General features: G+C 68.1%; 18 protein-coding genes. 10 read left to right on the top strand and 8 right to left on the bottom strand.

Translation table 11 applies throughout. The features are described 5' to 3' along the window. Positions 1-156 precede the first annotated feature (156 nt). From GA0116996_RS23835 to cyoA, 5 genes are read right to left on the bottom strand one after another with little or no spacing between them, the layout of a single operon-like run. A complete protein-coding gene (locus GA0116996_RS23835; RefSeq protein WP_092316528.1) occupies positions 157-405 on the bottom strand; it encodes a hypothetical protein in 249 nt (82 codons plus the stop codon). A gap of 38 nt (positions 406-443) precedes the next feature. Continuing rightward, positions 444-821, bottom strand: a complete 378-nt coding sequence (gene cyoD / locus GA0116996_RS23830) for a cytochrome o ubiquinol oxidase subunit IV (protein ID WP_092316526.1) — start codon at positions 819-821, stop codon at positions 444-446. Continuing rightward, positions 818-1,462: a cytochrome o ubiquinol oxidase subunit III gene (gene cyoC, locus GA0116996_RS23825; RefSeq protein WP_092316524.1), complete on the bottom strand. Its 645-nt coding sequence runs from the start codon at positions 1,460-1,462 to the stop codon at positions 818-820. The genes cyoD and cyoC overlap by 4 nt, the downstream gene beginning before the upstream one ends. 2 nt (positions 1,463-1,464) lie before the next feature. After that, complete coding sequence (cyoB, locus tag GA0116996_RS23820; RefSeq protein ID WP_092316522.1) at positions 1,465-3,441, bottom strand: cytochrome o ubiquinol oxidase subunit I; 1,977 nt, start codon at positions 3,439-3,441, stop codon at positions 1,465-1,467. A gap of 1 nt (position 3,442) precedes the next feature. Next, the gene (cyoA, locus tag GA0116996_RS23815) at positions 3,443-4,453 is read right to left on the bottom strand and encodes a ubiquinol oxidase subunit II (RefSeq protein ID WP_092316520.1); all 1,011 of its coding nucleotides are present in this window, start codon (positions 4,451-4,453) and stop codon (positions 3,443-3,445) included. Between the two features lie 185 nt (positions 4,454-4,638). Here cyoA and GA0116996_RS23810 point away from each other — a divergent pair, with 185 nt between their 5' ends. Then, a complete protein-coding gene (locus tag GA0116996_RS23810) occupies positions 4,639-6,003 on the top strand; it encodes an aminotransferase-like domain-containing protein (RefSeq protein WP_243419756.1) in 1,365 nt (454 codons plus the stop codon). 31 nt (positions 6,004-6,034) lie between these two features. Here the strand turns inward: GA0116996_RS23810 and GA0116996_RS23805 are convergent, their stop codons facing one another. From GA0116996_RS23805 to GA0116996_RS23795, 3 genes are all read right to left on the bottom strand, one after another. Beyond that, on the bottom strand, positions 6,035-7,069 hold the full coding sequence (locus GA0116996_RS23805; RefSeq protein ID WP_092316516.1) for an endonuclease/exonuclease/phosphatase family protein: 1,035 nt from the start codon (positions 7,067-7,069) through the stop codon (positions 6,035-6,037). A gap of 118 nt (positions 7,070-7,187) precedes the next feature. Further along, positions 7,188-7,409, bottom strand: coding sequence for a DUF2798 domain-containing protein (locus tag GA0116996_RS23800; protein WP_167355545.1), 222 nt, complete (start codon positions 7,407-7,409; stop codon positions 7,188-7,190). A gap of 100 nt (positions 7,410-7,509) precedes the next feature. Beyond that, a complete protein-coding gene (locus GA0116996_RS23795) occupies positions 7,510-8,313 on the bottom strand; it encodes an SDR family NAD(P)-dependent oxidoreductase (protein ID WP_092316514.1) in 804 nt (267 codons plus the stop codon). 174 nt (positions 8,314-8,487) lie between these two features. On the opposite strand from GA0116996_RS23795, the gene GA0116996_RS23790 reads away from it, so the two are divergent. From GA0116996_RS23790 to GA0116996_RS23750, 9 genes are all read left to right on the top strand, one after another. Next, entirely contained in the window at positions 8,488-9,438 is a 951-nt protein-coding gene (locus GA0116996_RS23790; protein ID WP_092316512.1) for a GlxA family transcriptional regulator, read from the top strand. A gap of 134 nt (positions 9,439-9,572) precedes the next feature. Further along, positions 9,573-11,699: a polyphosphate kinase 1 gene (gene ppk1 / locus GA0116996_RS23785; RefSeq protein WP_092316510.1), complete on the top strand. Its 2,127-nt coding sequence runs from the start codon at positions 9,573-9,575 to the stop codon at positions 11,697-11,699. Between the two features lie 32 nt (positions 11,700-11,731). Continuing rightward, on the top strand, positions 11,732-12,628 hold the full coding sequence (locus GA0116996_RS23780) for an AraC family transcriptional regulator (protein WP_092316508.1): 897 nt from the start codon (positions 11,732-11,734) through the stop codon (positions 12,626-12,628). Between the two features lie 126 nt (positions 12,629-12,754). Continuing rightward, the gene (locus GA0116996_RS23775; RefSeq protein ID WP_092316506.1) at positions 12,755-13,423 is read left to right on the top strand and encodes a 2Fe-2S iron-sulfur cluster-binding protein; all 669 of its coding nucleotides are present in this window, start codon (positions 12,755-12,757) and stop codon (positions 13,421-13,423) included. Beyond that, on the top strand, positions 13,420-14,418 hold the full coding sequence (locus tag GA0116996_RS23770) for an FAD binding domain-containing protein (RefSeq protein WP_092316504.1): 999 nt from the start codon (positions 13,420-13,422) through the stop codon (positions 14,416-14,418). Before GA0116996_RS23775 ends, GA0116996_RS23770 begins: the two co-directional genes overlap by 4 nt. A gap of 83 nt (positions 14,419-14,501) precedes the next feature. After that, entirely contained in the window at positions 14,502-16,781 is a 2,280-nt protein-coding gene (locus tag GA0116996_RS23765) for a xanthine dehydrogenase family protein molybdopterin-binding subunit (RefSeq protein ID WP_092316502.1), read from the top strand. A gap of 276 nt (positions 16,782-17,057) precedes the next feature. Next, a complete protein-coding gene (locus GA0116996_RS23760; protein WP_092316500.1) occupies positions 17,058-17,744 on the top strand; it encodes a (2Fe-2S)-binding protein in 687 nt (228 codons plus the stop codon). Further along, positions 17,744-18,727 (top strand): FAD binding domain-containing protein, encoded by a 984-nt coding sequence (locus tag GA0116996_RS23755; protein ID WP_092316498.1) that lies wholly within the window; start codon positions 17,744-17,746, stop codon positions 18,725-18,727. Before GA0116996_RS23760 ends, GA0116996_RS23755 begins: the two co-directional genes overlap by 1 nt. A gap of 13 nt (positions 18,728-18,740) precedes the next feature. Beyond that, positions 18,741-20,951 (top strand): xanthine dehydrogenase family protein molybdopterin-binding subunit, encoded by a 2,211-nt coding sequence (locus GA0116996_RS23750; protein WP_092316496.1) that lies wholly within the window; start codon positions 18,741-18,743, stop codon positions 20,949-20,951. The last annotated feature ends 40 nt before the right edge of the window (positions 20,952-20,991 follow it).

Below are 20,991 nucleotides of genomic sequence, written 5' to 3'. Positions count from 1 at the left end.
AACCTCGTCTCTGGCAAGGCATGCCGTGGTCGGCTGGCGCAATGCCCGGTTCGCATGGCGTGGCTCCGGAGAACTTCGGTGGAACTGCGGGGGAAAACCGAACACGACGAAAACCAGGGCAAGTATAACCAGAGTGGCTGGCTGTGCGGCTCACTTTCAGCCTCGGTATTTCTCCCACATTTCGCGCACGATCGATTCCGGCGGCGGCGCCGGGGTGAAACCGGCCACATTGCCGAATACTCCGGCAATGCGGCGCCTGAACGAATCGAGGTCCGCCATCGGTTCCGCCGCGGCATGGGCGCTATCGATGATGGTATGCAATTGGCCGGCGGAGAGGCCGGCGATGGCGCGCCATAGTTCTTCGGGGCTGGACAGCGTCCGGGCGACATCGGGCATGGCAAGCATGGCCTTCTCCACGCGGATCCATCAATGCGGGTGCACCGCTAGTCCCTGGCCCGTGCCCGTTCGATCGACATGTCGGTCGGCATCATGTTGAGGTCGGCGTTGTGCATCACCCACAGCGAGCCGGCGACGACGATCGCGATCAGGAAGCCGGTGCAGGCGAAGATGACGGTATTGCCGCGCTGGCCGGGGCCGGTGCCCAGGTGCAGGAAGTACACCAGCTGCACCAGCAGTTGCGCGACGCAGAGGCCGACCACCAGCGCGATCGCGGCATCGCTCCGCAGCATGCCGGTCATGACTGTGGCAAACGATGCCACGGTCAGCGCCACCGACAGCAGCAGGCCGATGGTGTAGCGGCGCACGCTGCCATGGACGGCGTGCTCGCCCGCATGGACGGAATGCAGATGGGACGGCTTCATGCGAACTCCCGCAGGTAGACGAAGGTAAACACGCAGATCCACACCAGGTCGAGGAAGTGCCAGAACAGGCTCAGGCACGCCAGCCGGCGGCGCACGATGTCGTCGAGGCCGAAGCGCCGGATCTGGTGGATCATCACGGCGAGCCAGAACAGGCCAGCGGTGACGTGCAGGCCGTGGGTGCCGACCAGCGTGAAGAACGCCGACAGGTAGGCGCTGACGCCGGGGCCGGCGCCCTGGTGCAGCAGGTGGGCGAACTCGTAGACCTCCATGGCAACGAACAGCGCGCCCAGCACGAAGGTGGCCGCCAGCCAGCGGATCATGCGCGGCGCGGCATTGGCGTCCTGCCGCAGCATCGCCAGGCCGAAGGTGTAGCTGCTGAGCAGCAGCACCATGGTCTCGGCGAACACGAACAGCAGCTCGAACAGTTGTTGCCCGCCGGGCCCGCCCGCGGTGTTGCCGGACAGCACGCCGAAGGTAGCGAACAGCACCGCGAAGATCAGGCAGTCGCTCATCAGGTAGAGCCAGAAGCCCAGCGTGGTATGGGCGGCGGCATCGTGATGGCCGTGCTCGGCGGCGTGGGTGGTCGCGTGTGTGGCGTCCGGACCCGGGTGGTGCAGGGTAGGGGATAGCGTCGGGGTCATGGTCAGGCAGCTTGCTGCAGTTGGGCATAGCGGGCGCGCTCGATGCGCTCGACTTCGGCGGCCGGCACGTAGTAGTCGACGTCGCGGTCGTAGCTGCGCAGCACGAAGGTCGCGATCGCGCCGACCAGCCCGGCAATGGCGACCAGCCACATGTGCCAGACCAGCGCAAAGCAGGACACCAGCCCGAACACCGACACCAGGAAGCCAGCCGCGGTGGGGCGTGGCATGTGGATGTCCTCGTAGTGGGCCGGCTGGCGCCAGGCGCGCCCGGCCTCCTTGTCATCCCAGTGCTGCTCCAGCGAGGTGATATGCGGCACCTTCGCGAAGTTGTAGAACGGCGCCGGCGATGCGGTCGACCACTCCAGGCTGCGGCCGTCCCACGGGTCGCCGGTGAGGTCACGGTTGTGCTTGCGGTCGCGGATGCTGACGGCCAGCTGCACCATCATCGCCAGGATGCCGGCGCCGATGACGAAGGCACCGATCATCGCCACCACCAGGTAGGGATGCCAGTCGAGGTTGGCATAGTGGTTCATCCGCCGGGTCATGCCCTTGAAGCCCAGCACGTAGAGCGGCATGAAGGCCAGGAAGAAGCCGGCCAGCCAGCACCAGAACGACACCTTGCCCCAGAACTCGTTGAGCTTGAAGCCGAACACCTTCGGGAACCAGAAGCTGATCGCGGCCAGGCAGCCGAACAGCACGCCGCCGATGATCACGTTATGGAAGTGGGCCACCAGGAACAGGCTGTTGTGCAGCACGAAGTCGGCGCCCGGCACCGCCAGCAGCACGCCGGTCATGCCGCCGATCGCAAAGGTGACCATGAAGCCGATGGTCCACATGGTCGAGGTATGGAAGCGGATCCGGCCCCGGTACATGGTGAACAGCCAGTTGAACAGCTTGACGCCGGTCGGAATCGAGATGATCGACGTCATGATGCCGAAGAAGGCGTTGACGTTGGCGCCCGAGCCCATGGTGAAGAAGTGGTGCAGCCAGACGAAGAACGACAGCACGCCGATCGACGAGGTCGCATAGACCATCGACTTGTAGCCGAACAGCGGCTTGCGCGAGAACGTGGCGATGATTTCCGAGAACGCGCCGAACGCGGGCAGGATCAGCACATAGACCTCGGGGTGGCCCCAGATCCAGATCAGGTTCACGTACATCATGGCGTTGCCGCCCAGCTCGTTGGTGAAGAAATGCATGCCGAGGTAGCGGTCGGCGGTGAGCAGGGCCAGCGTGGCGGTCAGCACCGGGAAGATGGCGACGATCAGGATGTTGGTGATCAGCGCGGTCCAGGTGAACACCGGCATCTTCATCAGGGTCAGGCCCGGTGCGCGCATGCGCAGGATGGTGACGATGAAGTTGATGCCGGTCAGCGTGGTGCCGAGCCCGGATATCTGCAATGACCAGATGTAGTAGTCGACGCCGACGGTCGGGCTGTAGCCCAGCTCCGACAACGGCGGGTAGGCCACCCAGCCGGTCGCGGCGAAGTCGCCGACGAACATCGACAGCATCACCAGCACCGCGCCCATGGCCGACAGCCAGAAGCTGAGCGAGTTGACGAACGGGAAGGCCACGTCGCGCGCGCCGATCTGCAGCGGCACGATCACGTTCATCAGCCCCACCACCAGCGGCGTGGCGACGTAGAAGATCATGATCACGCCGTGCGCGGTGAAGATCTGGTCGTAGTGGTGCGGCGGCAGGTAGCCCGCGGCATCGCCGTAGGCGATGGCCTGCTGCGTGCGCATCAGGATCGCGTCGGCAAAGCCGCGCAGCAGCATGACCAGCGCCAGGATGATGTACATCACCCCCACCTTCTTGTGGTCGACCGAGCAGATCCACTCGGTCCACAGGTATGCCCACTTGCGGTAGTAGGTGATGGCGCCGAGCAGCGCCGCGCCCAGCACGATCACCACCGCCAGCGTCCCCATGATGATCGGCTCGTGGTAGGGGATGGCCTCGAGGTTGAGTTTTCCTAGCATGTCATTGCTCCATGCGGCCGGGCAGCGCCGGCGGAACGCGCTGGAAGGCCTGCAGAGATTCGGGGGTGTCCGCGCGGCACACCGCGCCGTAGGCCTGCATGTACTTGTCGACCACCTGGTCGAACAGCTGCGGCGCCACCGAGGCGTACAGCGTGACCGGGTCCTTGCTGCTGGGCTGCTCCAGCGCGCGGTAGGTGTTCGCATCGAGCGCCCGGGCCGAAGCGCGGGCCTTGCCGATCCACGCGTCGAATTCCTCGCGCGAGGTGGCCAGGGTCTTGAAATGCATGTCGGAAAAGCCCGCGCCGCTGTAGGCCGCGGACTGGCCGAGATAGACGCCCGGCGACTCGGCAATCAGGTGCAGGCGGGTCTGCATGCCGGCCATGGTGTAGACCATGCTGCCAAGCTGCGGAATGAAGAAGGCGTTCATCATCGATTCGGAGGTGAGCCGGAAGCTGACGGGCGTGCCGACCGGGATGGCCAGCTGGTTCACCGAGGCGACGCCATACTCCGGATAGACGAACAGCCATTTCCAGTTCAGCGCGATGACGTCGACCTGCAGCGGCTTGACCTCGGACTGCAGCGGTCGGTAAGGGTCAAGCTTGTGCGTCGAATCCCAGATCAGCACCGCCAGGCAGGCCACGATCACGCACGGGATGCCCCATACCACGATCTCGATCCTGGTCGAGTGCGACCAGCGGGGCGCGTAGGTCGCGCGCGTGTTGCTTTCGCGGTAGCGCCACGCGAACCACAGCGTCAGGAAGATCACCGGGATCACGACCATCAGCATCACGAACAGCGAAATCAGGATCAGCGATTTCTCCTGCTCGCCGATGCTGCCCTTCGGATTGAGCAGTTCGAGGTTGCAGCCGCTAAGCAGGGCGCTCAGGCCGGCGGCCAGCAGCAAGACGCCGATACGGGGCGGCCGGGCTGGCGATGGACTGTGACGGGAGGACGGGCGGGGCAGCGGGCCTTGTCGATTCTGGTTTGCCGGCCCGGCGGTAGGTTTGAGCATGTCGGACACCTTGGTTACGGATTACCGAAGGCATCCGGCCACGCGCTCCGATTCAAGTGCTGCGTCAGCCCGCGCGGGCGTGGCTTGTATGGATTCCTTCGGCAATGTCTGGCATGCTATTCGAAGACAAGGGCCATACATCGAGGAAAATTTTGGCGACAGGACCCATACAAGAGGCCGACGCCGTGGCCAGGTGGGATCTGCGGATCACCACCTCCGGCGTCGCCCGCTACCTGCAGATCGTCGCTTACATCGAGCAAGCCATCGGCGACGGCCGGCTCGTGGCCGGCGACCGCGTGCCGCCTCAGCGCAGCCTGGCGCAAGCGCTCGGCGTCGACCTGACGACGGTCACGCGCGCCTATAACGAAGCCCGGCGGCGCCAGCTGATCGAGGCCAGGGGTGCGCTCGGCACCTTTATCGCCGCGCCGCGCGCGGAACTGGCGCGGGTGGTCGACATGAGCATGAACGTGCCGCCGCCGCCCGCCGGCGTGGATTTCCAGGACCTGTTGCGGCGCGGCCTGAACCAGGTCCTGCTGCGCAGCGACCCGCAACTGCTGATGACCTACCAGCTTGGCGGCGGCAGTGCTCCGGACCGCGCGGCCGGGGCGCTCTGGCTGGCGCCGATGTTCGGGCGGGTCGACACGGCGCGGCTGGTGGTGTGCCCCGGCGCCCAGGCCGCGCTGGCCGCCGTGATCCTTAGCCGGACCCGGCCCGGCGAGGCGATCGTGACCGAGCCGCTGGCCTACCCGGGCATCCGCGCCGCGGCGGCGCAACTGGGCCGGCGCGTGGTGGTCGCGCCGTGCGACGCCGACGGGATGCTGCCCGACGCGCTCGCCGCCGCCCGCGCCGACGGCGCCACGCTGGCCTACCTCAACCCGACCGCGCAGAACCCGACCACCCACACCATGCCGGCCTCGCGCCGGGCCGAGCTGGCCAGCGCGGCGCAGCGCTGCGATATCGCGCTGCTCGAGGACGACCCCTACTGGCTGCTGACGCCGTCCGCACCGCCTCCGCTCGCGCGCTTTGCTCCCGCACGCACCTACTACGTCGCGACGCTGTCCAAGGCGCTCAGCCCGGGCTTGCGCACCGCCTATGTGCTGTTGCCCGAAGGCCGCGGCAGCGACGACCTGCTGGCGCCGCTGCGCGCGTTTGCGCTGATGCCCGCGCCCATGACCGCGGCGCTGGCGACGCAATGGATCCATGACGGCTCGGCCATGCAATTGCTCGAAGGCATCCGCGCCGAAGCGCTGGCGCGTTGTGCCCTGGCCAGCCGCTGGCTGAGCGGGATGGGCCAGCTGCCGCCCAGCGGCATCCACGTATGGCACCGGCTGCCGTCCCACTGGTCCGCGCAGCAGCTGGCCAGCGCCGCGCTGGCGGAAGACCTTCGGGTCACGCCCTCCGATGTGTTCTGGGACGGCGCGGGCGCACCCAATGCCATTCGGATTTCGCTGGGCGGGGTGGACGACCGCGCCCAGCTGGCGCACGCGCTGCGCAGGCTGGCGGCGCTGCTGGAGCGCGGGCCGCGGCAGAACCCCATCACGATCGTCTAGCGGGCAGGGCGCCGGCGCAGGCGTGCCCGTGTCATGCCAGGTCGTCCCGGATGGGGCGATGCTTGAACACCGCGCGGATGATGCCGTGGTCGTTGGTGCCCAGAGCCTTGTGGTCGCCGAAGTTCAGGTGATCGTTGTTGACGACGAGGCCGTCGAACAGCCAGCGGCGGCGCCGGCTGTTGTCGTAGAGTTGCTCGCTGACCAGGATATGGTCGAGCGATTCGCGAAAGTCCTGGAACACATGGGTGTAGTAGACATCGCGCGTGTCGCGGTATTCCTGCAGCGTTTGCGCCGTATACAGGGCGATGTCGCCGCCGCCGACCGAGTCGCCGACCAGGTAGGCCGGCTGTTCGGTCAGGATATTGGCGGTGTTGCTCAGCTGCCCGTCGTTGATATCGCCCATGACGACCACCGCGGTATTGTTGCCCTTCATGCGGTTGGTCAGGATAAAGCGCAGCGCTGCCGCTTCGGCGGTACGGCGGATGGTCGACAGCGCGGCGCCGATGGCCTTTGCATGCCGGGAATAGATCTCCTTTTCATACCAGGCCTCGCCATCGATCCGGGTCGGCTGCTTCGACTTGAGATGGCACACATACATCTGCATGGCGGGCTCGTCCTCGCGCGGCCGGATGGCGAAATGCAGCACCGGCCGGGAGAAGCCGCGAATATTGACGCTGATCTGCGGGGTCTGCGGGTCGTCCCCCTTTGCCTTGAGCACGAAATCCTCGGGGAAATCGGCGATCCATTCGGACTCGCCCGCCAGCAGCCCGCGGCGGACAATGGCGGCGCAGACGATGCCCTTGCCGTCGGCGTTGTCGGGCACCACCACGTCGTAGTCGGCGGCAAGCCCGGCGGCCTCGACCGCCGCGGTCAGCGCCTCGCCATGCCATAGCTCCTGGAATCCGACCACGTCGGCATCGATCAGCTTGAGCTGGCTTGCGGTCCAGGCGATCTTGCGCTCGTATTCCTGCTCGCTCCAGCCGTTGCTGTCGGTATAGAGCGGCAGGCCCGGCAGGTTGAGGTTGTACAGGTTGAAGGTGGCGATGCTGAGGGTCTTCAGGTCCACGGCGAACTCCTTTTCCAGGGGTGGGCGAATCGCCCGTGGAGTTCAGCAAGCCGGAGACCCGCTGTCTATCTCGCTTCCATGACAATCGCGCAATCCTCGCGCGGCGCGGTACGGGGCATCAACGCACCCAGCGCTCGACCTGCGCCTGCAGGCGCGGCCCGACCAGCAGGATGGCGGGAATGACGATTACATAGCCGACGCCCCACGAGCGCAGCCAGGTCAGCGCGAATTCCTCGGTGAATCCGATATTGAGGGCCAGCAGGGCGAACGAGATGATCCCCGTGGTCACCACGCCCATCGACAGCGCGAAGGCGATTTTCCGTTTCAGTTCCAGGTTCATGGCGAATTTCCTGTCGTAAAGGTTTCGGCCGGCACGTTTGCCGGTGCCCGCGCGTGCGGCGCATATGGCGCAGCCGGGCGGGCGCTCCGGACGTGGACGATTACCGCACAATGCCGTACCGCGCGGCCGGCTGTGCACGCGAAAGATTCGGCCCGAGCGCGGCGCGTGCGGCCTCGAATGCCTGCCAGTCCCCGGCGTCCGGCAACGACGGCAGCGTGATCGCCTCGCCCTGGTCCAGGCCAGCCAGCGCTGCATCGACCAGGTCGTCGCCGTCCATCACCAGCGCTTCCGGCAGGTTCTCGACAGGCTGCCCGGCAACGTCCCAGAACGCCGTGCGGGTCGCCCCCGGCAGCACCGCCTGGACGCGCACGCCCTTGCCGGCAAGCTCATGCTGCAGCGACTGGGTAAAGGCCAGCACAAAGGCCTTGGAGCCGCCGTACACGCCGTTCAGTACCTCGGGCGCGATCGCGACGATCGAGGCAATATTGATGATCGTGCCCTGGCCCCGCGCCACGAAGGCTGGCGCAGCGGCATAGGTGAGGCGGGTCAGCGCCGTGACGTTGAGTTCGACCATTGCCTGCATCGTGTCGACGTCCGACTCCAGCAACGGCCGTGCGCCACCGAAGCCCGCGTTGTTGACCAGCGTGGTGATGCTGGCGTCCGTCCTCAGGATGTTTTCGACGTGGCGTACCTCGGCCGCCTGGCCCAGGTCGGCCGTGACGATCTCGACGGAGCGGCCGGTCTGGTCGGTGATGCGCCGCGCCAGGGCCTCGAGCCGGCCGCGGTTGCGCGCCACCAGGATCAGGTCATGGCCGCGGCGCGCCAGCCGATCCGCGTAGATGGCGCCGATGCCCGAGGAAGCCCCGGTGATCAGGGCGGTGCCAGCGTAGGTGTGAGTTGTCACGTTGAAGCTCCATAACAGTGGGAAAGCAGTGAGAAGTTCCGTGGCAGCCGGCCGTGCGTATCGCCGCTGCGTGCATCGAAGATTAGGTGCACAATGGCGATGGCAACAATGTCGTATATCCCACCTTTCATGCCATGGCGGAGAACGTGCTGCCGCCGCCATCGGGAGTTCACCATGCACCATGTGGCCCTTGCCCTCTATCCCGGCTTCCAGGCGCTGAACCTTGCGGTGTCGACGGTGCTCGAGTTCGCCAACCGGGCGCTTGGCGAGCCGCTGTACCAGGTTCACTTGCTGTCCGAACATGGCGGCCCCGTGGCAAGTTCCGGCGGCTTTGCCGTCAGCACCGCGCCGTTTGGGCGGCGTCGCTTCGATACCGTGCTGGTGGTGGGAGACAATGACGTCCTGCCTGCGCCGCCGGCGCTGGTGAAGTTCCTGCAGCGCGCGGCGCGCACGTCGCGGCGCATCGGCGCCACGTGTACCGGTGCCTTCACCCTGGCGGAGGCGGGCCTGCTGGCCGGCCGCCGCGCCACCACGCACTGGTACTACGCCGAGGAGCTGAGGCGCCGCTTCCCGGACGTCGGCGTGGAGGAGGACCGCATCTTCATCATCGACGGTCCGGTCTGGACCTCGGCGGGGATGTCGGCCTGCATCGACCTGGCGCTGGCACTGGTGGAAAAGGACGCGGGCGCCGCGGTCGCGCGCGGCGTGGCCAAGAGCCTGGTTGTGTACCATCGCCGCGCCGGCGGCCAGTCGCAATTTTCGGCGCTGCTGGACCTGGAGCCGCGCTCCGATCGTATTCGCGGCGCGCTGGATTTCGCCCGGCAGAACCTGCAACAGGAGCTGTCGGTGGAGCAGCTGGCCAATGCCGCGCACCTCAGCGCCCGGCAGTTCTCGCGCGCATTCCGCGACGAAACCGGGCAGAGCCCGGCCAAGGCCGTGGAGCGCCTGCGCGTGGAGGCGGCGCGGCTGATGATGGAAAGCGGACGCCACCCCATCGACGTGGTGGCTCGGGAGACCGGTTTCGGCGATCCCGAGCGCATGCGGCGGGCCTTCCTGCGGGCGTTCGGGCAACCGCCGCAGGCGATCCGCCGCATGGCGCGCGGCGGCGCATTGCAGACGGCCTAGCTGGTGTACGCGTCACATTGGCGAGATATGGGTGTTCCAAGGCAGAACCTCTTACGCCAACGCCGCTAGCGCAATCGCGCCGATGCGCGCTACGCCAGCTAGAATCGGAAAACAGTTTTTCCAGGCACGGCAGCATGAGACACGAATCTGGCGTCATGCAGGACGAATCGCAGGATCCCCGCAGCGGGCGCGACCCGGCGGATGCGGCCACCTTGCCCAACGGCAATGCGCGCTACATCAACCGCGAACTCAGCCAGCTGGAATTCTTTTACCGCGTTCTGCAGCAGGCGGCCGATCCCGCCATGCCGCTGCTCGAGCGCCTGCGGGCCCTGTGCACCTTCAGCAGCAACCTCGACGAATTCTACGAAGTCCGCGTGGCGGGGTTGAAGGAACAATGCGTGCTGTCGTCGCCGGTGGTCGGTCCGGACGGGCTGACGCCGCAGGCCGTTTATGCCGCGGTCCACCAGCGGGTGCGCGAACTGGTCGATCAACAGTACCGGCTGTTCAATGACGTGCTGATTCCCGCCATGGCCCAGGAGCAGATCTGCTTCTTGCGGCGGCCATCGTGGAGCGCCGCGCAGCAGGACTGGATTCGCGAATACTTCTTCGCCGAACTGATGCCGGTCCTGACGCCGATCAGGCTGGATCCGGCGCATCCGTTTCCGCGGGTGCTGAACAAGAGCCTGAACTTCGCCGTTGAGCTGGAGGGCAAGGACGCGTTCGGCCGCAGCTCCGGCAATGCCATCGTGCAGGCGCCCAGGGCGTTGCCACGCGTGATCGCGCTGCCAGCGCCGATCGCCGGATGCGAACACGGCTTCGTGTTCCTGTCTTCGATCCTGCATGCCCACGTCGGCGAGCTGTTCAGCGGCATGACGGTTCGCGGCTGCTACCAGTTCCGGGTCACGCGCAACAGCGAGCTGTTTGTCGACGAGGAAGAGGTCAAGAACCTGCGCGAGGCCCTGCAGGGCGAACTGCCGCACCGGCACCTTGGCGATGCGGTGCGGCTGGAGGTGGCCGACAATTGCCCCCGCGCCATGACCGCGTTCCTGCAGGAGCAGTTTGGGCTCGCGCCCGGCGAGGTGTTCGCGGTCAATGGCCCGGTCAACCTGGTGCGCCTGATGCAGGTGCCGGACCAGGTCGACCGGCCGGAACTGAAATACCCGCCTTTCCGGCCGGGCTTGCCGAAGGCGCTGCGGGACCAGCCCGATATCTTCCGCGCCATGCGCGATGGCGATATCCTGCTGCACCATCCGTTCCAGTCGTTTGCGCCGGTGGTCGATTTCGTCAGGCAGGCGGCGCAGGATCCGGACGTAGTCGCGATCAGCCAGACGGTGTACCGGGCCGGGCACGACTCGGCGCTGTTGTCGTCGCTGATCGAGGCGGCGCGAAACGGCAAGGAGGTCACGGCCGTGGTGGAACTGATGGCGCGCTTCGACGAAGAGGCCAACATCGGCTGGGCGGGGCAACTCGAGGATGTGGGGGCGCATGTGGTCTATGGCGTGGTCGGTTTCAAGGCGCACGCCAAGATCCTGATGGTGGTGCGGCGCGAGGAGGGACGGCTCAGGCGCTATGTGCATCTCGGGACCGGCAACTATCATCACCAGACCTCGCGCAGCTATACGGACTTCGGCTTGCTGACCTGCGATGAAGCGCTGACCCAGGATGTGGCACAGGTGTTCAGCCAGCTCACCGGCCGCGGCCAGACGCAAAGCCTGACGCATATCTGGCAATCGCCGTTTACGCTGAAGCAGCAGCTGCTGGCAGCGATCCGGCGCGAAGCCGAGCATGCCGGGGCCGGGCGCAAGGGGCGCATCGTCGCCAAGATGAATGCGCTGCTGGAGCCCGAGTTGATCCAGGCGCTGTACGATGCGTCAGGCCAGGGCGTGCGCATCGACCTGATCGTCCGCGGTGCGTGCGCGCTGCGTCCGGGTGTCGCCGGACTGTCCGAGCACATCACGGTGAAATCGGTGATGGGCCGGTTTCTCGAGCACTCGCGCATCTTCTGCTTTCACGACGGCGGGGCCGACAAGGTCATGCTGTCGAGCGGGGAATGGATGGAACGCAGCCTGTCCCGTCGCATCGAAATATGTTTTCCGGTGCTCGATCCCCGCTTGAAGGAAAGGGTTCTCTCCGAGGGCCTGGAGCCGTACCTGTCCGACCGGCGCGAAGCGTGGATGATGACGCCTGACGGCAACTACGTGCGCCAGCCCGTGCCGGACGGCGAGTCGGCGCAGCGCATGCTGCTGGCTGCGCTGACCTGAGTGCCACGTATCCCTCCGCAAAAGGAACGACCATGACCCTGACCCCCGCCATCGGTCAAGGCCGCCTCAAGGCACGCCAGGCCAGGACCGCTGCCGCGTACACGACCTCCATGCTCGGCGGCGGCCTGGTTTTTGACCATCGCCACTGGGCCTGCGGCGAGGCGGAATTCCGCTGGAGCGCGCCGCGCCACCTGATCGTGCTGACCGAGCGCGGGTCGACCGGCCGCACTTGCGTCTACAGCGAAGGGCGCCTGATGCACGACGGGCGCGACCGGCCCGGCACGCTCAGTTTCGTGCCCGCCCACGCGGAACGCAGCGGGCATTTCCGCGACGCCGACCTGGTCTACACCGCGCTGTGGCTCGATCCGGCCCTGGCGCTGCCGGGTTGCGACCGCCTGGCGCAATTGCCGATGCGCATCAATGACACCGCCGACGCGGTAGTGCAGGCACTGCTGACCTCGCTCAGCGCCGAGATGGCCGCCGGCCGCGTTCCCGAACTGGTCTACCTCGAGCACCTGGTGTCGCTGGTGGCGCTGCGCATCGCGGGCGCAGCGCCGGCCGCGCCCGCGCGCCGCGTGCAGGGGCTGGGCCAGCGGCTGCTGGCGCGCCTGACCGACTATATCGATGCGCGGCTGGACGCGTCGCTGTCGTTGGGCGACCTGGCCGGCGTCGCGGGCATGCCGGTGGACACCTTCGCGCGGCGCTTCAAGGCGCAGACCGGCATGGCCCCGTATGCCTACGTCATCGACAGGCGCGTGCGGCGCGCGCAAGCCCTGCTGCGCGGCAGCGCGCTGCCGATCAGTGCCGTGGCACTGGAACTGGGCTTTTCGAGCCAGAGCCATTTCACCTCCACCTTCCAGCGCCTGACCGGCACGACGCCGCGCAGCTATCGGCAGCACTTGCGCCGGGATTCTGATAGTTCCGCCTGATATCTGAAAGAAACGCCCCCGCTGGCGCCGACATACTGCCGGTGCCGGCTGTGGCGGCTTCCGCTGGGGAAGTCTGTCGCGCCGCGCGGCAGGGCCGGGCCCTGCCGTCCTCACCAGGAGCAGACCATGGATCAGGCGGACCATCCGCAAAACCCCGGTCGCCGCGCCGTGCTGCGCGCCAGCGCGGCGAGCGGCATGCTGTTCGCAGTCGGCCCTGCCCCGGCGCAGGGCGCAGCGGGCCCATCGTCAGTCTCGAATGCCGCGCCCGCCGCCGTGCCGCTGCGGCCGCTGACCTTGCGCATCAACGGCGCAGACCACGCGGTGCAACTGGATGTGCGCACGACGCTGTTGGACGCGCTGCGCAACCAGCTCGGCCTGACCGGCACCAAGAAAGGCTGCGACCATGGCCAGTGCGGCGCCTGCACCGTGCTGGTGAACGGCCGCCGCATCAATGCCTGCCTGACGCTGGCGGTGATGCACGACGGCGACGCCATCACCACCATCGAGGGCCTCGCCGACGGCGATGCGCTGCATCCCCTGCAATCCGCATTTATCGCGCGTGACGCGTTCCAGTGCGGCTACTGCACGCCCGGCCAGATCTGCTCGGCCGTCGGCATGCTGGCCGAGGTGCGTGCAGGCTGGCCCAGCCATGCCAGCCGCGATGTCGCCGCGCGGACGTTCGCGCTCGACGAGGCCGAGATCGGCGAGCGCATGAGCGGCAACCTGTGCCGCTGCGCGGCCTACCCGAACATCGTCGCCGCGATCCGCGATGCCGCCGACGGAGGCCAGGCATGATGACCTTCAGCTATGAGCGCGCCGGCAACGCCGCCGAGGCGGTGCAGGCCGTCGCCAGCCGGGACGGCGCCCGCTTTATCGGCGGCGGCACCAACCTGCTCGACCTGATGAAGCTGGGCATCGAGCAGCCGCGCCACCTGGTCGACGTCAGCCGGCTGCCGCTCGCCGCGATCGAGGATGCCGCGGACGGCGGGCTGCGCATCGGCGCGCAGGTGCGCAACAGCGACCTGGCGGCGGACCCGCGCGTGCGCGCGCGCTATCCGCTGCTGTCGCAGGCGCTGCTGGCGGGCGCATCCGGGCAGATCCGCAACAAGGCGTCGACCGCGGGCAACCTGCTGCAGCGCACGCGCTGCGCCTATTTCTACGATCCGCACATGCCGTGCAACAAGCGCACGCCCGGCAGCGGCTGCGCGGCGATGCAGGGCCACAACCGCATGAATGCCATCCTGGGCGGCAGCGAGTCCTGCATCGCCGTGCATCCGTCCGACATGGCGGTGGCGATGGCGGCGCTGGACGCGCGCGTGCATACCGTCTTGCCGCAGGGCGGCGGGCGCGTCATCGCGGTGCGCGAGCTGCACCGGCTGCCGGGCGCGACGCCGCACCTCGAGACCCAGCTCCGGCATGGCGAGATGATTGCCGCGGTCACGCTGCCGCCGCCGCCGGCTGGGCGCCAGCTTTACCGCAAGGTGCGCGACCGCGCCTCGTATGCGTTTGCGCTGGTGTCGGTGGCGCTGGTGCTCGACGTGGCCGGCGGCCAGGTGCGCGGCGCCCGCATCGCGCTGGGCGGCGTGGCGCCGCGCCCGTGGCGGGCGGACGGCGCCGAGCAGGCACTGCGCGGCAGGGCGGCGGATGCGGCCAGCTGGCAGGCGGCCGCCGACGCGGCGCTCGCCGGGGCGCGCGGCCATGGCGGCAACGATTTCAAGATTCCGCTGGCGCTGCGCACGGTGCGGCAGGCATTGGCCGCCGCGGCGCAGCCCGTTGCGCAGCGGACATGACACCAACCGTGCTCCGCTGCGCGGCTGCCGATCGGGCTGTCAATCGGCTTGCCGCCACGGGCACATGACGACGGACACCAACCATGACGACGACTATGCAGGGGAATGCGGGCCGGGGGCCGGGCGCTCCCGTGGGACTGCCCATCGACCGGGTGGACGGCAGGCTGAAGGTGACGGGCCGCGCCACCTATGCCTATGAACAGCCAGCGGCAGGACCGGTGCCGCCGGCGTACGGCTATATCGTGGGCGCCACCATCGCGCGCGGCCGTATCGTTGCCATCGATACCCGGCAGGCGCGGCAGGCGCCGGGGGTGATCCATGTGATGACGCATCGGAACGCGCCGGCGCAGCCGGCCTTCGGGCCATCGGTGCCGCCCACGCCGCGCGACGTGTTCACCCGCGCGCGGCCCTGCCTGGCATCGGACCGCGTGCGCTATTACGACGAGCCGGTGGCGCTGGTGGTGGCCGAGAGCTTCGAGGCGGCGCGCGCCGCCGCCGCGCTGGTGCAGGTGCGCTACCAGGCCGAGCACGGCGAATTCGAACTGGCGCCGCGGCTGGCCGGGGCCTACAAGCCCCCGCGCACCAACGCGGGATTCGCGCCCGACAGCGCGACCGGGGATTTTGCCAGCGCGTTCTCCCAGGCGCCGGTGGCGCTGGACGTGACCTATGCCACGCCGTACCAGAGCCACAACCCGATGGAGCCGCACGCCACCATGGCGGTATGGTCGGATGCGGGCCTGACGGTCTACACCGGGTCGCAGACGCTGGGCAACTTCCAGGCGGGCCTGGCCGCCACGCTGCGCATCCCGCCGGAACGGGTGCGCATCGTCAGCCCCTTCACCGGCGGCGGCTTCGGCGCCAAGCTGATCATCCATGCCGACACCGTGCTGGCCGCGCTGGCGGCGCGAGAACTGCGGCGGCCGGTCAGGATCGCGCTGACGCGCCAGCAGATGTATGCGAACGCCGGCCATCGCGCGGCCATGTCGCATCGCGTGCGCCTGGGCGCGGAGCGGGACGGGCGGCTGTCGGCGATGCGCTATGAGGTCTGGTCGGCCACCTGCCGGTTCGAGGAATATTGCGAGCAGACCGCGGTGTTCGCGCGCGCGCTGTATGCCGCGCCCCACCGCGTGACGCGGCACCGGCTGGTGCCGGTCGACCTGAACCGCGGCGAATGGATGCGTTCGCCCGGCGAGGCGCCGGGCATGCAGGCCTTCGAGTGCGCCATGGATGAACTGGCCGAGCGCCTGGGGCTCGACCCCATCGAGCTGCGCATACGCAACGAGCCCGAGCGCGAGCCCGAGACCGGCCTGCCATTCTCCACCCGCAACCTGGTGGACTGCATGCGCACCGGCGCCGCGCGCTTCGGCTGGCAGCGCCGCCGCGCCGCGCCGCGAAGCGTGCGCGAAGGACGCTGGCTGGTCGGCATGGGCATGGCCGCGGCGATACGGCCGAACTATCTCGGCGCGGCGGCGGCACAGGTGGCCATGGACGGCCGCGGGCGCGTCACGGTGCGGCTGGACATGACCGACATCGGCACAGGCACCTACACCATCCTGACGCAGATCGCCGCCGAGAGCCTGGGCGTGCCGCTGAACTGGGTGCGGGTCCAACTGGGCGACAGCCGCTTTCCGCGCACGGCCGGCTCCGGCGGATCCTGGGGCGCGGCCAGCGCCGGTTCCGCCGTGGCCGACGCCTGCACCCAACTGAAGGCCCGCATCGTGGCCGCCGCAAGGGGGCCGGACGAAGCCGCGCCCACGGCGGTGCGCTTCGCCGATGGCAGCGTTGCCCTCGGCTCGCAGACGCAACGGCTGGACGACCTGATGGCACGGGTCGCGCCCGGCGGGCTGCAGGCGGAAGGCCGGGTGGCAGGCATGGGCGAAGCGTACAAGGCGCATTCGCACCACGCCTATGGCGCGCACTTCGCCGAAGTCGCGGTCGATGCCGATACCGGCGAGATCCGCATGCGGCGCATGCTGGCCGTGATCGGCGCCGGCCGCATCCTCAATCCCAAGACCGCGCGCTCGCAGATCCTGGGCGGAATGACCTGGGGCATCGGCGCCGCGCTGATGGAGCAGACCCTGCTGGATGCGCGCTACGGCCGCTTTATCAACCACGACCTGGCCGAGTACCTGGTGCCGGTCAACGGCGATGTGGCGCAGATGGAGGTGGTGTTCCTGGACCAACCCGACCCGAACGCCAACCCGCTGGGTATCAAGGGGTTGGGCGAGCTGGGCGTGTGCGGCGCGGGAGCGGCGGTGGCCAACGCGGTCTACAACGCGACCGGGGTGCGGGTGCGGGAATTTCCGGTGACGCTGGACAAGGTGCTGGCGGGGATGGAGGCGGCGCAGCGGCTGGCATTGTGAGACCAGGCGCTGCGCCGCCTGCAAGACGCGCCGCCGCGCCTGTTAAGTCTTGTTAAGCACCCTTGTAACCATTCGATCTCCGAATAGAGTGATAGTGCCGCGACCCATCGTGCACCGTCTGTTCCCATCCTGCTTGCCTGGCCATCCTCGGCATCGGCGCCCGCCACGCCCTGGCGGCATGGCAACACAGCCGCGGCACGGGCAGGGCTCGTCCATCACGATACCGGGCTCGTGGCGCAACCTTGAGCAGGTTCAGCACGCACAGGAGAACAGCAAATGGCGTCCCCAAAGCATGTGCCCGACGAGCGGCGAGTTCATGACAACGAGCCGGATGGTGGCCCGGCGGTTCTGTCCCGTCGCCGCTTTATGCAGAGCGTCGGTGTTTCAGGGGTGAGCGTGGCAAGCGGCACCCTGTCCGGCACGGTCGCGGCGCAGCCGGCAACGCCGGCGCTGCGGGAGCTGGCCGGCCCGGGCGTGGGGAAAGCCGGATATCCCATCACGCTGACGATCAACGGCACGACGCAGCAACTCATGGTGCAGGCCAATGAGATATTGCTCGATACCCTGCGCGAAAAGGTCCACCTGACCGGCACCAAGAAGGGCTGCGACCACGGCCAGTGCGGGGCCTGCACGATCCTCGTCAACGGTGTCTCGGTCAATGCGTGCCTGTCGCTCTCGGTGATGCATGACCGCGACGACATCACGACGGTCGAGGGCCTTGCCCGCGATGGCAAGCTGCATCCGGTGCAGCAGGCGTTCTGGGACCACGATGCCTACCAGTGCGGCTATTGCACCGCCGGCCAGATGATGAGCGCGGTGGGGATCCTGCAGGACAAGCGCATACCGTCCGACCCGGCGTCGGTGCAGGAAGCCATGAGCGGCAACATCTGCCGCTGCGGTGCCTACAAGAATATCGTGGCAGCGATCCAGGACGCGCGCGGCAAGATGAGGGGGAACGCCTGATGCGGAACTTCGATTATGTGCGCGCCGCCGACGTCGAACAGGCCATCATGCTGCATGCGCGCGGCAGCGACACGGTCTACCTGGCGGGTGGCACGACGCTGCTGGACCTGATGAAACTCGATATCACGCGGCCCGCCCGCGTGGTGGACGTCCACAAGCTAAAGCTGGACCAGATCGAGCCGCTGGACGATGGCCGTACGCGCATCGGCGCGATGGTCAGCAACACCGACCTGGCGCGCCACGAGCATATCCGGCGGCATTATCCGGTGCTGTCGCAGGCCCTGCTGTCCGGTGCCAGCACGCAGTTGCGCAACAAGGCCACCACCGCCGGCAACGTGATGCAGCGGGTGCGCTGCGGCTACTTCCGCGACGGCGTCTCGCCGTGCAACAAGCGTACGCCGGGCTCGGGATGCGCCGCGGTAGACGGCCTCAACCGCAACGTGCATGCCGTGCTGGGCGGAAGTCCGCAGTGCATCGCCGCGCATCCTTCCGACATGTGCGTCGCCATGGTGGCGATCGGCGCCACCGTCCACGTACAGGGACCGAAGGGCCGGCGCGACATTGCCTTTGCCGATTTCCACCTGCTCCCCGGCGACACACCGTGGAAGGAGCACGCGCTCGAAGCCGGAGAGATCATCACCCACATCACGCTGGATGCACCGATGCCCGGCAGCCGCTCGGCCTACCTCAAGCTGCGCGATCGCGGCTCCTACCAGTTCGCACTGGCTTCGAGCGCGGTAATCGTCGCGCTTGACGGCAACACCGTGCGCGATATCCGCATTGCCCTTGGCGGCGTCTCAACCAAGCCCTGGCGTGCCGCCGGCGCGGAGGCGGTGTTGCGCGGCAAGCCGGTTTCCGAAGCGCTGGTCCGCGAAGCCGGCGTGTCGGCGATGGCTGGCGCGCGGTCGTATGGACAGAACGGTTTCAAGCTCAATCTCGGCCAGCAGGCCGTGGTACGCAACCTGTCGCTTCTTACCGCCTGAAGGGAGTGCACGCGTGAACAACACTGCTATCGGCGCGTCGCCACGCCGCATCGACGGCCGGCTCAAGGTCACCGGCGCCGCCTTGTACACCGCCGACCGCGCGCTGCCAGGCATGCTGTACGCATACGGCGTATACAGCACCGTGGCCAGCGGCCGGATCACGGGACTGGACCTGGCCGACGCGCGCCGCGTGCCGGGCGTGGTCGACATCCTGCACCACGGCAACTTCCCGCGCCTGTACCGTACGCCCAAAAGCCCGATCTCCGGCGCAAACATCCTGACGGCGTCGATTACGGACGAACACCGGCTGCCGTTCGAAGACAATGCGATCTACTATGGCGGCCAGATGGTGGCGCTGGTGGTGGCGGACACCTTCGAGCATGCCCGCGAGGCGGCGTACCGGGTCGGGGCGTCCTACACCGGCGAAAAGCCCGTGGTGGATCTGGAACACGGCATCAAGGCCGGCGGCCTGCGCGATGGCGGGAGAGGGCACGCGCGCGGCGCGCCGGCACCCGCCTACGACCGCGCCGCGGTGAAGATCGACGCCACCTACCGCACCCCGGTCGAGACGCACAATCCGATGGAGATGCATGCCACGCTGGCGTGGTGGGAGAACGGCGACCTGCGTCTCTATGAAGCGACCCAGGGCGCAACCGTCCACCGCAATACCATCGCGCAGATCTTCGGCCTGACGCCGGAGCGCGTCACCGTCGATGCGCCCTTCATCGGTTCCGGCTTCGGCTCCAAGCTGTTCCTGTGGCCACACTCCGTTGCGGCCAGCGCGGCGGCGCGCATGACCGGCCGGCCCGTCAAGCTGGTGGTGCCGCGGGCCTTTATGTTCACCACCACCGGGCAGCGCCCCGAGACGCGCCAGCGTGTGCGCGTGTCCGCCGGGGCGGACGGCAAGATCACGTCGATCCGGCATGAATCGGTCAACACCACCTCATTCATCGAGCAGTACGTCGAGAATTGCGGCGGCATGACGCAGAGCCTGTACGCCTGTCCCAACCTCATGGTGAGCCACCACACCACCAATGTGCACCGCGGGGCGCCCACCTCCATGCGCGCGCCGGGCGCTGCGCCGGGCCTGTTTGCGCTGGAGTCCGCCATCGATGAGCTGGCCCTGGCCTGTCGCATGGACCCGGTGCGGTTCCGGCTCGCCAACCTTTCTACGCGCGATGAAAGCCTGAATCTGCCATGGTCGAGCAATCACCTGCGCGAGGCCATCGAGCAGGCCGGCCGCAAGTTTGGCTGGGAGCGGCGCGACCCGCGCCCCGGATCGATGGCGGTCGGCACGGAGATCGCCGGCTATGGCGTCGCCGTCTGCAACTGGGACGCCTGGCGTACCCCGGCCGAGGCACGCGTCCACCTGCGCAGCGACGGCACTGCGTCGGTGACCTGCGCGGTGCAGGACATCGGCACCGGGATGTACACCATCGTCGCGCAGATCGTCAGCGAGCTGACCGGCCTCCCATTCGAGAAGATCGAGGTCAGGCTCGGCGATTCCTCGTTCCCGGCGGCACCCGTCGCGGGTGGGTCCTGGGCGACCGCGAGCGTGCTTCCCGCGGTGGCCGAGGCCACGCGCCATGCCATTGGCCAGCTGCGCGCGTACGCCACGCAGGAAGGCGGCGCCTTTGCCGGAGCGAAGCCAGAGACGCTGACGATGCAACAAGGCCGCCTGACCGACGGCCGGCGCAGCCTCGGATATGCCGAGGTGCTGACGGCGCAGCGCTTCGCCAGTGCCGAGGGATTCGCCCGCACCGGCGCGGCGCCGGCCGACAAGCTGTCGTTCATGTCCTTCGGCGCCCATTTTGTCGAGGTGCGCTGGGACCCGGGGATTTCGCGGCTGCGCGTGGCAAGGGTCGTCAGTGCCATCGATGTCGGTCGGGTGATCAACCCGGTCACCGCGCGCAACCAGGTGGAAGGGGCGATCGTGATGGGCGTCGGCATGGCCTTGTTCGAAGCCACCGAGTACGACGAGCGCAGCGGCATGCCGGGCAACAACAACTATGCCGAATACGCGGTACCCGTGCATGCCGACCAGCCCGAGATCGACGTGATCCTGCTCGACTATCCCGATCTGCGGTTCAATGAGTTCGGCGCGCGCGGCATCGGCGAGATCGGTATCACCGGTCTGGCCGCCGCCGTCGCGAACGCGGTGTATCACGCGACCGGCAAGCGAATCCGGGAACTGCCGATCACGAAGGAAAAGCTGATGGCATGAGGCGGTGCGCTGCGCTGGCGATGCGCGGCGGGGGGATGCG

The organism is Cupriavidus alkaliphilus (assembly GCF_900094595.1).
GTDB classification, from domain to species: domain Bacteria; phylum Pseudomonadota; class Gammaproteobacteria; order Burkholderiales; family Burkholderiaceae; genus Cupriavidus; species Cupriavidus alkaliphilus.
This window is presented reverse-complemented; position numbering and strand designations above follow the sequence as displayed.